This is a genomic window from Bacteriovorax sp. As-1 (assembly GCF_058446905.1).
This window is the reverse complement of sequence record NZ_CP184341.1, coordinates 3,438,514-3,452,372: the sequence shown is the minus strand read 5'-3', so window position 1 is coordinate 3,452,372 and position 13,859 is coordinate 3,438,514. Positions and strand designations below refer to the sequence as shown.

The 13,859-nt window shown below is 39.8% G+C and carries 6 protein-coding genes; 3 read left to right on the top strand and 3 right to left on the bottom strand.

Annotated features, from left to right (window positions below; translation table 11 throughout):
* Positions 1–6 precede the first annotated feature (6 nt).
* The 3 genes from ACN20O_RS17490 (at position 7) to ACN20O_RS17480 (ending at position 8,498) form a co-directional block, all read left to right on the top strand.
* Positions 7–657, top strand: a complete 651-nt coding sequence (locus tag ACN20O_RS17490) for an NAD(P)H-dependent oxidoreductase (RefSeq protein ID WP_491635582.1) — start codon at positions 7–9, stop codon at positions 655–657.
* Positions 658–833: 176 nt separating this feature from the next.
* The gene (locus ACN20O_RS17485; RefSeq protein ID WP_491635580.1) at positions 834–4,601 is read left to right on the top strand and encodes a hypothetical protein; all 3,768 of its coding nucleotides are present in this window, start codon (positions 834–836) and stop codon (positions 4,599–4,601) included.
* 147 nt (positions 4,602–4,748) lie between these two features.
* The gene (locus ACN20O_RS17480) at positions 4,749–8,498 is read left to right on the top strand and encodes a hypothetical protein (protein ID WP_491635578.1); all 3,750 of its coding nucleotides are present in this window, start codon (positions 4,749–4,751) and stop codon (positions 8,496–8,498) included.
* A 65-nt stretch (positions 8,499–8,563) separates the two neighbouring features.
* Here the strand turns inward: ACN20O_RS17480 and ACN20O_RS17475 are convergent, their stop codons facing one another.
* From ACN20O_RS17475 to ACN20O_RS17465, 3 genes are all read right to left on the bottom strand, one after another.
* Positions 8,564–10,930, bottom strand: coding sequence for a ribonucleoside-diphosphate reductase subunit alpha (locus ACN20O_RS17475; RefSeq protein WP_491635575.1), 2,367 nt, complete (start codon positions 10,928–10,930; stop codon positions 8,564–8,566).
* A 1-nt stretch (position 10,931) separates the two neighbouring features.
* Complete coding sequence (locus ACN20O_RS17470) at positions 10,932–11,918, bottom strand: ribonucleotide-diphosphate reductase subunit beta (protein WP_491635573.1); 987 nt, start codon at positions 11,916–11,918, stop codon at positions 10,932–10,934.
* 926 nt (positions 11,919–12,844) lie between these two features.
* Positions 12,845–13,780, bottom strand: a complete 936-nt coding sequence (locus ACN20O_RS17465) for an acyl-CoA desaturase (protein WP_491635571.1) — start codon at positions 13,778–13,780, stop codon at positions 12,845–12,847.
* Between the last annotated feature and the right edge of the window lie 79 nt (positions 13,781–13,859).

Below are 13,859 nucleotides of genomic sequence, written 5' to 3'. Positions count from 1 at the left end.
AACATTATGCAAAGACTATCAGGGGCCCAATTATTAGAGGCAATGGAATGGCGTTACGCTACTAAGAAATTCGACAATACTAAAAAAATTGATGAAGCGACTTGGTCGGCACTAGAAAAGACATTAATTTTAACTCCGTCATCATACGGGGCAATGCCTTACAAATTTGTGGTTGTTAAGTCTCAAGATATTAAAGACCAACTGACAGCGGCTTCTTATGGGCAAACGCAGGTTTCAGACTGCTCTCACCATGTGGTGTTCTTAGCTAAAGAAAAAATGGATGCTGACCACTTAAGAAAATACATTGAGCAAACAGCGACAACCAGAGGTCTTAAAGTAGAAGACCTGCAAGGGTTTGAGAAAATGATGGTGACTAATTTAGTTGACCGTATGACTCCAGAACAAAGTTTTAAATGGGCCTCAAACCAGGCCTATATTGCTCTTGGGAACTTTATGACTGCAGCTGCAGTCTTAGGTGTTGATGCTTGTCCATTTGAAGGAATTAACCCTGCTAAATACGATGAAATCCTGGGTCTTGTTGGTTCTGGATGGAAAACAGTGTGTGCATGTCCAACAGGTTACAGAGCTGGAGATGATAAGTATGCCACAGCTAAAAAAGTTCGCTTTAGTGCTAACGACCTGATTATCTACAAATAAAAAATGAAGATTTGCCACTCAAACTAATGAGTGGCAAATTTTATTCTCAAACTCAATTCCCCTAAGTAGTACTTCGCTTACCTAATCTATTAAAAACTTATAAATGAAATTAACTGACCGATATGACATTAGAATATTCTGAAGGATTCTTCGGAAATAAATAGGTGTGTATCGATATGAAAAATCCATGTTTGTCTCTGCTTTTAGTGACACTTTTACTTTCTTTTGGTTGTAGTAAGCAGGAAGGAAAGAGTGAAGCGAAATTCAAAATTGGTCTTGCTGCTTTGACAGATATAAATGCTGTTGGTGCTGGTGGAGCGATGTTGTGGGGACGATCAGATAAAGGAGATATGTTCGGATCGGTGATCACACCAGGAAGTGGATTTGAGCTTTCATTGGTAAATGGTTCATGGACGTTTTGGAGTGTGGCCTGGGAAGGCAATGGATCAGGGGCTGCCTTTACCGGAACGATTAGATGTGCAAAATCTCAAGCTGTCTTAAATGGGACTGATGTTCAGGTTAGTTTGAGTTTAGCAAATTCAAAATGTGACTTACCTGATTTTACACCATCTGTAGCAATTCAATCTGGTTTAAAAAAGTTTCCGGATATTTCAACTCATGAATGCCAAAAAATCACTGATCACAATGGGATTGGATGCGGTGAAGGTGTTGGTGCTGCTAAAACAGCAAGCCGAAGATTTGTGCTTTCAAGTTTTGTTAAACCAAGTAGTGGAGTTTTGACGGTTCTTCCAGGCAGGTTAGTTTCAGATTGTAAAATGACTGGTGTTTATTTTATCAATGAACAAATCCCTGTAGGCAATGGAGTTCTTCCCGCTTTAACATTTTTAGAGTCGTTTTATTCAAGTCAGTCATGTGACGAATCCGACCCTAAAGGTTTTAGAAGATCGGCCTATGAATATGGTTTAATGGGGACGGCAAAACTCGACACAATCAAATTTGTTAACGAAGGCTCTTGTGATGCGACTGCCTTTTCACCAGAGGCCTGTGCTAAATATAACGGGATGTATTCATCTTCGTGTAATTTAAGTAGTAACCAGTTTGAAATTTCTCAATCGGCCTGTGTGGCCAATGGAGGAGTTTATACAGCAGTTACTACATCAAAAAAATTCCAACTTATTACGGCCATTCCTGATAGTGAAATCTGTTCTGGGCCGAGAGTAGATGTTAACAATACCACTCCACATCCCTTCGCTTCAGGGGATGGGTCAATTTCTGCTCCGTATACTATTTGTAAAGAAACTCAATTAAATGCGATTGGAGAAAGTGCTACTAGTTACGCCTCTAATTATTTTTCTCTTCAAGCAGATCTTGATATGAATAAAACATCGATTATTGGTGATGGAAGTCAGCCAGTTCCAGATTGTTTGGAAGAAAGACCCGGATCTAATTTTATTCCTATTGGTGGTTTGTTTGTTTATCCAGCGTGTACTCTTACTGCACCAGTTTCATATAATGGAACATTTAATGGAAATGGACATACTATTTCAAATATTAGAATACATCAAAATGATGTTGATACGCTGGGGTTTGTCAGAACTGGTGGTAGGATTAAAAATTTAGTTTTAAAAAACATTGAAATTGAAGGCAGTGATTATGTGGGGGCCGTTTCTGGAGATAATGCTTTAGAGATATCCAACGTAATGGTTGATGAAGCTGAGCTTCGTGGCAATTCTAATATTGGAGGAGTGGCCGGAAGGTATGCAGGCTTTGATCCTATTTCAAATGTACGTGCAAAAAAAATGTCTATTAGATCGGAACAATCCAACACACCATATATTGGTGGTTTAATTGGGTTTAGTGATGCGGCCTCAATGACTATTCAAAAATCTTCATTTGAAGGTCATATTACCCATCATGCAACTGGAGAGTATGTTGGTGGGTTTTTGGGTAAAGGTAATTCAGGAATGAATCTTTACATCAAAGAATCTTTTAGTAATGGAGTTATAGATATAAGTGCAAGTTCAGGTTCCTATAATGGTGGAATGGTTGGTTATATGACGGGGCCTGCGACAATTGAAAATAGTTATTCAGAAATGAGTATTGGTAGAACAATGAATTTTAACTCTACTGGTTCTGGAGTGATTGGTGGCTTAATTGGTTATTCTTCAGGCTCTGTTAATTTGACTAATGCTTTCTATTACGGCTCTATTATGCTTCCTTGTAATGATGGGACAGCGACTTATTGTTCGATTAATACATTGGCAGCTGGGGCAACCGGGACAAATTATTATGGTTCACTACTTAACCCAACATGGTATAATTCTCTGCCGTCTAGCAATACCAGCTTAGCAACAATTGAAAGTGGTTCATTTAAAGCCAATTTAATTTCCGCCTCTGCGGGAAAATTTGTTGATGTAGGTACACCGCTACCTAAACTTGCATGGGAGTCATCTCCATGTGCACAGGCCAATAATAATGCTTCAGTTTCTTCTCAATTGAGTGCATCCCGTGGAGGAAGTGTGCTTAATCCTGTGGTGATTTGTAACAAAGAGCAATGGAAGCAAATTGCTGGAAATTTATCATTGAATTATTCAATTCAAAAAAATCTTGCACTAGGGGATATTGCCTACGCAGATATGCCATCGACATTTAATGGATCAATTGATGGGAATGATTTTTTAGTCAGCGGATTTCTGGCAAGTTTACCAACTTCTTCTGGCGGTCTTTTTAAACAAAATTTTGGAAAACTATCCAAGATAAAATTTTTAAGTGGAGTCATTGCTGCAACAGGGACTGCGCAAAAAGCTGGAATAGTCGGCCAGAATATGGGCACCGGTGTGATGTCACGCAACTCGTATATGGGAATTCTTTTGAAGGGACAAGCTGCTGGTGCAGGAATTATTGCAGGTGAAAATAGAGGAGTAATTAATTTTTCAAAAATTGAATCATCGATTGTTTCTAATTCAACAATTGCAGGCGGAGCTGTGGGAGTAAACACATCTACAGGGTCAGTTTTTGCAGTAAGAGTTGATGGAATGTTAGATATTCAAAGTACTGCTGATGTAATAATTGGCGGTGCAGTTGGGAAAAACCTGGGCGTTATTCAAGAAGTTGAATCAGGTATGAATATTTCTAACAATATAAATAATTCGGCCAATTCTTTTATTGGGTCGTTCGTAGGCCTGAATGAGGCCATCATAAAAGATGCACTTGTTAAATCGCATGCAACCTTTTCTGCTGCATTGATTGGCCCTCAGTACGGGCATGTTATTGGACAGACTAGTGCCTCTTCTCAAGTCACGAGAGTCATTGCCGTTAACGAGTTTGGACGAATGAGTGGGGTTACTCCTTATGGATCACATTTTGTTGCCCAGAATGCAGGAGGGGCCTCTTACGTGAACTCTTTTGCTCTACAGGGCGCGGTTTTTTCTTACGATAATACAGTTCCAAATACACTTCTAACTTGTTCAGAATCGGGCGGTGTTTTAACTTATACCATGAATGGTATTTTCAATACTGATGCTACTTTTCCTGATGGATATTTCCTTTCTTCACTAAATACGGGAGATCGAATATCTAGGCGTATCTCAGGTAGTCACACTGATGGTACTGACATTCTTGAAAGTACAATTGGATCTCATTTTACAATTCCATGTGGGCCGAGTGATGTGAGTAATGGAGTAACGTTCTATTCAGTTAAGAGTGCAGCTGATTTTGCAATGGCCGGGGTAACCAACACGAATCCGCACGCTTTTACTCAATTAACAACCTTTTGTCCCTCTGCTGCTTCTCAGGCAGGAAATTTATCTTATAAATGCAATAGTGGTGAATTTGACATGATTGAAGATCGTCCAGATGGAATCGGTTTTATGCGTCTTAAGTCACTTTACAATGCGATTGTTAATGATCAACCGTTGCCGACAAACAGACCAATTTGGTCAGTTGAAGAAGGTGAGTCCCCACGTTTGGTTATTACGGATTAAAATGTTGACTCATAATTTTGGCACTTTTAAAAAGGCACTCTTCGGAGTGCGCTTTTAACTCATTAAAACTCAATAAATAACATTCGATTACCGATAGTTTATTAGAATACTAACTACTGATAAGTATTAAATAAACCGGTTAGAATTATGTTGAAAAAAACGCTGCCACTTCTGATCTTAACAATGTTTTTTGGATTCGCTTGTTCTCAAAAGACTGAGACAACTTCTGCCAAATTAAAAATCAATCTCTCAAAAATTGTTAATATGAATTCTGGTATTGGCGCCGGTGGTGCCATTTTATTTGGTAAATCTGCCAGTGGAGAGCAGTTTGGAAAAGTGATTTCAGGATTAGAAGAGAATCTAGAGCTGCCAAATGGCGACTGGAGTTTTTATTCTTTCATGTGGGAGAAATCATCTGACACCATGATGGAAGATGTTGTGTATTGTGGAAAGTCAGCGCAAAAACTTAATGGTACCGCAGCGACGATTGCATTAAATTTAAATAATACCAATTGCGCAGAAGAAATCTATTCAGGGAATGATTCATTCCTGCTTTATAAAAGCGGTGTTGGGATGAAGCGAACATTTGCTAAGTTTACAGTTGAAGAGTGTGATGATTTAAATGGAACAGGTTTTACTTGCTTGAAGAAAAATCAGGGGAGTGCTGTTACATATCGTTTTGTTTTTAAAAGTTATAAAAGAGCACCAAATGGAGAGGTTGTATTTTCAAATGAATCCATTAAAGGTGCTTGTCTTGGCCCGACGGATACGACTATGAATGGGCTTCGTGTGAATTTTCCTTCAGGGAATTCTGCTATGCCATTTATTGCTTCGGTTGAGACATACCTGGGAAGCCCAGACTGCGGCAATTCAGTTCCAGAAACGAAAGGTGTCTATACTCACAATTTTATGAACGGAATTGGAACAAACACACTAACGACGAAAGCACTCAACCGTCATGGGTATTCATGCCAAGCAAATGCTACAACTGAAGATCTCTGCTTAGAATACTTTGGAACATGGAGTGCTGGAACATGCAATTACTCTTCCGAATCTTATCATGTTAACAATTTTGCACCAGAAAGCGAATGTAAAGCGGGAACAACTGTTACACCAACAGATTCGACTGCTCGGTATATTAAGCAAATGGTGAGCATTCCAAAAAGTTTTCTCTGTCGTTTTAATGACTCTTTAAATACGGGAGTCAGCTCTTTTCCAGGAGGGGATGGTTCACCAATCAGGCCATTTAAAATTTGTAACGAATGGCAGTTAAATCAAATTGGGGAGATGAATACACAAAGTTCTTCTTACGATACCTTTAACTACAAGCTCATGAATGACCTTGATATGAATAAGGCCTCAAATGTTTCTGGATTTAGTATCTATCCGGCCCCTGTTTGTGCAGGAGCTAGTGGGACTGAAATTGATTATTTTCATAATCTAAACCCGCTCGATGGCCACTTATGTGGCGCTGGTGTTACGACGTCTAATGCTGGATTTATCGGTGTATTTGATGGTGCAGGCCACTCCATTTCAAATGGAAGAATTTCGGCAGATAATCTAGCACAGATGGGGTTTGTGCGCTTACTTGGAACACGCGAAATCTCCGGGCAGTCAGGTGTTATTAGAAATTTAAATTTTAAGAATCTATCGGTAAGAGGAACTAATTATGTTGGTTCGGTGGCCGGAGAGTCCAATGGGATTGGGAAAATTCAGAATGTAAAAATTGAAAAAGTTGAAGTTGAAGGTGATCAAAATGTTGGTGGACTGGTCAGTTTAGTGAAACCTGGCTTTATCATTGAAAACGTTCAGTTAAGAAATGCGCGAGTTCGTGGTGTTGATTATGTTGGTGGCCTTGTTGGTAATAATGAAGCTTCAATCTCGAAATCGATGTTTTCTGGATTAGTGACCACTGAAAATAATAGCACTTCTTACTTTTCAGGAGGAGTCGCAGGTTTTAATGCCGCCTCTGGTGTCATTAATTCTAGTTTTTCAGAAGGGTTTATATCTTCTTTTACTCAATATGTTGGCGGTGTCACTTCAAAAAACTATGGTAACATTTCTGATGTTTACTCTACGATGGCAATGACGAGTTTAAGAAATGATCCTTCTACTGTGTCTATTGGAGGAATTGCTGCTTTTAGTGATGGAAATATTTCAAACTGTTTTTCTGATACCAGAAAGATGTATGTCGGTGGGGCCACTGTTAATTACTCAGGGACAATCCTGAGTGGATCAGGAACATTTACAAACTGCCTCACAGATCTTACAAACTCTTCGAGTAATAATACCGATACATACAGTAACCTAAGAACTAATTCAGTTCTTGGCCCGACATTTGTTTCTTTCGGCGGTGGAAACTGGATCTTAGGGCAAAGTGATGGTGGGATTCCGCGATTATCGTGGGAGTCTAGAGAGTGCTTGCTTGCCGATAATCTTTTATCTGTTCAAAACCAAGTTACAAATTTAGGGAGAGGAACTGGCACAAATCCAATTGTAATTTGTACAAATGCTCAACTACTATCTATTAATGGCAGAAGTTCGGCCGAAAATTATCGCCTGGCCGATTCAATTAATATTTCCCCATGGGTTGCCTCTGCCGGGTCCACAACAGGAATAACTACTTTTAATGGTAAGTTCAACGGTGGTGGAAACGCTCTGTATGGTATGGATATAAACATCGATAACGTATCAGATAACAATGTCGGTATCTTTAAAACAATTTCAGCGAATGCTGTTGTCTCTAATTTGGATTTGTACGCGAATAGAGTTTATACTTCCTCAGATTCAGTTTCTGGGGTTGGAATATTATCTAACGTCAATAATGGAACTATTTCCAATGTTCATGTCTTTGCATCATCTGTGATCGGAACTCAGCAGTTAGGGATCGTTACTGTTCAAAATACAAATTCAGGTCTTATTAAAGATGTTAGAATTAACGGTGCACATATTGTCGGTGATAGTTATGTAGGTAGTGTTGCATATCAAAATACTGGTCTTATCGACGGAGTGTCCTCTACTGTTAATTTTGGATCTTCTGTCGCATCATTTGCATTTGGAGGAATTGTTGGTCAAAATAACCCATTAGGTGTTATTGAACAAGCAACCGTTCGTGGCGAGTTTAATTTAACAAATGGATACCCTCGTAATGTCGGAGGAATTGCCGGTGTTAATTATGGAACCGTAAATAATACTTATGTCGGAAGCGATATGAAAATGAGCTTAGCGATAACTGCGAGCTCTGAAGCTATTGGTGGTATTGTTGGTTCCAATGAATCTGGTGCAAATTTAAGTCGTTCATTCTTTTTAGGAAAAATTATTGGAACTCAAAGTTCATCCGATTTAACTAGTAATGTTGATACAGATTCAAGTACAGATGAAAGAGAGATCGGGCCAATTATTGGGAAGAATAATGGCGGGAGCACTCTATGGGCCTTAGCGATTAGTGACTATTTACTTTGGGGACAGTCTAATAATACTGTTTCCTCATGTGATAGTGGAAGTAATACAATTACGCTTTCGACTACACCTGGTGGGTCAAGTAATGCGCTTTCGTATCATCGTTTTCCATTTCTTGTGCCATTTACAACTGCAGGTAATGTGATTACCTTAACTGGTCTTTCTCTAAATGGACAATGTCCTTCCTCTGGTGATTCTGTGGATCTGTATGAGAGCTATCACAATTACGCTGAGTTCGGTACAACTGTACCTATAAGTGATTTTAGTTCAATTGCTGCATTTTCAGCACAAAACTTTTCAATTGCGTTAGGGGATTCTCCAGGAGTTATCGGGTACCATATGGCCAAAACATATAATATGGCCTTACCTACTTCAACACCGGTCTGGGTAATGGACTCGGGCGATGATCATCCAAAATTATTGAGAGTAGACCATTAATAAAAAAGGCCAGCTTACAGCTGGCCTTCTTATTTGTAGGATTTTAGTTACTAATTAAAATCGAATTAAGACCCACACATTACACAGTCTTCTGGATTGTCGATTGAACAAACCATCGCTGCCATGTTCTCTTCAGCTGTTTTTACAACAGGTGCATCGTTTTTAACTGTGAACTGAACTGCGTTTACCGCTGCTCTTGTTCTCAGGTAGTACATACCAGTTTTAAGACCTGCTTTCCAAGCGTAGAAGTGCATTGATGAAAGTTTACCAAAGTTTGGATCTTCCATAAATACGTTAAGCGATTGACCTTGGTCGATGTATGGACCGCGACCAGCTGACATATCGATAACAGCTTTTTGCTTAATTTCCCAAATCGTCTTGTATAGGGCCTTAACTTCATCAGGGATTGATTGGATGTTTTGAACTGAACCATTGTTAGCAATGATTTCGTTTCTCATCTTATCATTCCATAGACCCATAGAGATCAGATCGTTTACCAGGTAACGGTTAACAACTGCAAACTCTCCACTCAGTACGCGTCTTACGTAGATGTTTGAAGTGATTGGCTCGAAACACTCGTTGTTACCAAGGATTTGCGACGTTGAAGCCGTTGGCATTGGAGCAACTAAAAGAGAGTTTCTTACACCGTATTGAGCGATATCAGCTTTTAGAGCTGCCCAGTCCCAGTTTCCTGAGTTTGGTTTTACTCCCCACATATCGAACTGAAGGATTCCCTGAGAAACAGGAGAGCCTTGGTAAGTTTCGTATGGCCCGTGTTTCATCGCCAGGTCTTTTGAAGCTGTGACAGATGCAAAGTAGATCGTCTCGAAGATATCGTTGTTTAGTTTTAGGGCAGCAGCAGATTCGAAAGGAAGTCTCATTTCGAAGAATGCATCAGCTAGTCCCTGAACCCCTAGACCAATTGGACGGTGTCTCATGTTCGAGTTACGCGCTTCTGGAACAGGGTAGTAGTTGATATCGATAATGCGGTTTAGGTTAACCGTCATTTGATAAACAACGTCGTATAGCTTCTTGTGGTCGTACTTAGGAGTTCCAGTTGAGTGATCAATGAATCTGTTTAAAGCAACAGATGCAAGGTTACAAACAGCTACTTCATCTGGAGCTGTGTACTCAAGGATTTCTGTACAAAGGTTAGAAGACTTGATTGTCCCAAGGTTCTTCTGGTTTGATTTCTCGTTAGCTGCATCTTTATAAAGCATATAAGGAGAACCAGTTTCGATTTGTGATTCAAGAACCGCAAACCAAACATCTTGAGCGCGAACAGTTTTCTTCGCAAGACCTTTTTCTTCGTAAGACTTATAAAGTGCTTCGAATTTCTCACCTGAACAGTCAGATAGTCCTGGAGCTTCATGTGGACAAAATAGTGACCACATTCCATCTTCTTCAACACGCTTCATGAATAGGTCCGGAATCCAAAGAGCGTAGAATAGATCTCTTGCTCTTTGCTCTTCTTTACCTGTGTTTTTCTTCATTTCAAGGAAGTCGAAGATATCAGCATGCCATGGCTCTAAATAAACCGCGAATGCACCTTTTCTCTTTCCACCACCCTGGTCAACGTATCTTGCTGTATCGTTGAATACTTTTAGCATTGGAACGATACCGTTTGATGTTCCGTTTGTTCCTTTAATGAACGTCCCTTTTGCTCTGATGTTGTGGATAGCTAAGCCGATACCACCAGCAGATTGAGAGATTAGAGCTGTTTGTCTAAGAGTATCGTAAATACCTTCAATGGAATCATCCTTCATAGTTAAAAGGAAACAAGAAGAAAGCTGAGCTTTATTTGTTCCCGAGTTAAATAGAGTAGGAGATGCGTGAGTGAAGTATTTTTCAGACATAAGGTTATATGTCTTAATTGCAGCTTCAATATCGTTTGAGTGAATTCCTAGAGAAACTCTCATTAACATTTGTCCCGGACGCTCAACGATCTTGTTGTTCATCTTAAGTAGGTAAGATTTTTCAAGAGTCTTGTATCCGAAGTAGTCGTAGTTATAGTCGCGCTTATCGATAAGGGCCTTATCAAGGGCCTCAGCATTCTTCATTACAACTTCGTACAATTCTGTCGAAACTAATGGAGATGCTTCACCAGTTACCGGGTTGTGGTAGTGGTACATAGCTTTGATGTTTTCAGAAAAACAACCGCGAGTCTCTTTGTGCAGGTTAGAGACAGCAATTCTTCCAGCAAGGGTAGAGTATTGCGGGTGTTGAGTTGACAGGTAAGCCGCTGTTTCAGCTGCTAGTTGGTCAAGCTCCTTAGTTGTAATTCCATCATAGATCCCTTCGATTACTTTTTTAGCAATCTTCATCGGGTCGATGAAACTTCTGTCCAGGTCAAAACAAAGTTGTTCAATTCTTTCCGTGATTTTGTCGAACTTGATAGGTTCTTTCTCGCCACTTCTTGTGATTACGTACATCTTAAAACTCCGCGTCTAGTGTGAATGTGTGTGATTGTTTCTCGCCCAGAATCCCAGGTCTTTGGTATTCTGAAACGCGTTTTTCAAAAAAGTTAGTTTTCCCTTCAAGTGAAATAAGTTCCATCCACTCAAATGGGTTTTTCGTGTTGAACGCTTTTGGTGCTCCTAATTGAGTCAACCAGTGGTCGGCCACGAATTCAATGTACTCAGACATTGACTGAGAGTTCATACCGATAAGAGAGACTGGAAGTGATTCAAGGATGAATTCTTTTTCAATTTCTACTGCTTCAGTAATGATCGCTGTGATTTCTTCTGCTGAAATCTGGTCTTCTTTATCTAGAAGAGAGTGCATTAGTACAGCGAACTGGCAATGAAGACCTTCATCTCTTGAGATGAATTCATTCGATGTACATAGACCGGCCATAAGGCCTCTTTTTTTCAGCCAGTAAATAGAACAGAAAGACCCAGAGAAGAAAATCCCTTCGATCGCAGCAAATGCAACCAGGCGGTGAGCGAATGATTTTTTAGAAGAGATCCAGTTAAGGGCCCACTTCGCTTTTTTTGCAACACACGCCATGTTGTCTACAGCGTGGAATAGTCTGTCTTTTTCTCTAGCGTCTTTGATGTATGTATCAATAAGAAGAGAGTATGTTTCAGAGTGGATGTTTTCCATCGCAATCTGGAATCCGTAGAAGCAACGTGCTTCAGGGATCTGAACATCTTTCATAAATCTGATGGCAAGGTTTTCGTTAACGATTCCATCGCTTGCAGCGAAGAATGCCAGAACGTGAGAGATGAAGTGTTTTTCATCTTTGTTCAGTTTTGTTTCCCAGTCGATTAGATCTGGAACAAGGTCTAGTTCTTCTGCTGTCCAGAATACGGCCATGTGTTTTTTGTACATGTCCCATACTTGGTGATATTTAATTGGAAAAAGCACGAAACGATCGTCGTTTGGTGCTAAGATTGCTGACTTGGCATCCTTTACCATGGTGTGTCTCCTGAATGTCTAAAAGCTCGTTGTGTGTGTGTGATAGAGTTTTTTGAGGCAACTTTTCTTTAGTTTTAAAGGCCGGTATTTGGACCTTTTTGAACCTTGAAATGATTTGATCAAAACGCTCTATACTTTAAAAGATAACAAGATCGCGTAAGTTTACAAATATTTTATTGGCCAGATGAGGCGCAGAAATATTTGACTATTTTATTCTATCACTCTTCGAAGATTCATAAAAACATTTAATTATCAGTAAGTTGGAGTAGGCAAAAATGGTCCTATGAATCTATTTTTTACCATCTAATTAAAACTTACTGCTAATAATTTGAGGGCCGATTAAATAAAAATAATAGAAAAATAGGCCTAACCACCACTATATATAGTGCAGAAACCATTGGAATCTTCATATATATTGTAGTTGCATCACGGCAAAATGGCCAATTTTGCGTAAGTTGAGGGCCTCTGCAGGGGTTGCTCTCTTACTTTTAATTATCACTCTTTCTTATCAGCAAACAGTTTCGGCATCATGATTTTAAATTTAAGAGGGCTCAAAGAGTCTTCTCATTTTTTTTTCTTATCCCACGTACTTTTTTATTTTTTCCATTCTCGCCTTGCTCACATGGATGGGATTGTCCCGGCCCACGGAAAAGAGACTGTTATGTCGATGTGGATAAGGAAGCGACGGCAAAGATGGTGAGGCCTTGGGAAAAATGGTCGGATGGACTGCCTTTAAATGTCATGAATAATCTTATCGTTCGGTTCTAGGGCCACTTCTTTCATATATCGATAAAACCCATATTGAGAGCGGGCAAGAGATGATTTCGGTGGTTGTGCCGGAGTTTGTGACGGCGATTCGGTATTATATTTAGAAATAAAAAAGCCCTCTTTCGAGGGCCTTTCTTTTTTTTAAAAAGGAGGGAAAATTAAGCAGCAGGCTGATACTTTTTTAATTTCATTTCAAGTTTTGCTTGTGTAATCAACTTCTCTTGAACTTTCTTCAAATCACTCGTCCAACCTACAAATGAAAGCGTCTTAATCATCCATTTTGTCGGATCGAAGTGGTACCACTTAATCCCGTTTCTGTAATCCACTGGGAAGTAGTGGTGGTAATTGTGGTAACCTTCACCGTAAGAGAAAACCGCCATGATAGCGCTGTCTCTTGCTGTGTTTGTATCAGTGTATGGACGAGTCCCTACAATGTGGCAAAGTGAGTTGATGAAGAACGTACAGTGGTGAACGAAGACGATGCGGCCAAAACCAGCTAGTGCAAGTCCACCAAGAGCAGAACCTAAAAAGTATCCGATCACAGTTGGAAGGATTACTCCCATTGTCACTGCTAACCAAAGATAGTTTCTATGCTGCCACATAACCAGTTTGTCGTTTAAAAGATCTTTTGGGTATTTTGGTTCAACTTCTTTTTCCTGGAAGAAGATCCATCCGATGTGTGCCCACCAGAAACCTTTATTGATGTTATACGGGTCTTTTTCGTCATCGACGTGAGTGTGGTGAATGCGGTGATCGGCAGACCATTTAAGGGCCGAGTTTTGGAAAGTCGCTGCACCAAAAATAAGGTAAAGGAATTTTACCAGGTTGTTTGCTTTGTAAGCGCGGTGAGAAAAAAGTCTGTGGTATCCACCAGTGATTGAAAGTCCTGTGGCGAAGTAGAAGATAACCGCTAGAGCGATTTGCGACCACTGAAGACCATTTTGCATAAAGTATAGTGCGCTTAAGGCAATGGCAACAATAGGTGTTGTTGTTAAAAAGATTGTATTGACCCAATCAATTTGCTTTTTCTTTTGGATTGGTTGTGTGTTTTCAGAACTAATGTCTAGGTTAGTTTCTAAGTGTTGTGGTTTCATGAGCGTGTCCCCCAATTATTCATATCTGGTAATAGAATAGCGAGGAAAACGCTCATGAACTGTAAAACAATTGTCACAA

Excerpts from the sequence above, each read along its gene's own strand:
- ACN20O_RS17485 (WP_491635580.1), top strand. The coding sequence starts at position 834 with ATGAAAAATCCATGTTTGTCTCTGCTTTTAGTGACACTTTTACTTTCT.
- ACN20O_RS17465 (WP_491635571.1), bottom strand. The coding sequence starts at position 13,780 with ATGAAACCACAACACTTAGAAACTAACCTAGACATTAGTTCTGAAAAC.
- ACN20O_RS17490 (WP_491635582.1), top strand. The coding sequence starts at position 7 with ATGCAAAGACTATCAGGGGCCCAATTATTAGAGGCAATGGAATGGCGT.
- ACN20O_RS17475 (WP_491635575.1), bottom strand. The coding sequence starts at position 10,930 with ATGTACGTAATCACAAGAAGTGGCGAGAAAGAACCTATCAAGTTCGAC.
- ACN20O_RS17480 (WP_491635578.1), top strand. The coding sequence starts at position 4,749 with ATGTTGAAAAAAACGCTGCCACTTCTGATCTTAACAATGTTTTTTGGA.
- ACN20O_RS17470 (WP_491635573.1), bottom strand. The coding sequence starts at position 11,918 with ATGGTAAAGGATGCCAAGTCAGCAATCTTAGCACCAAACGACGATCGT.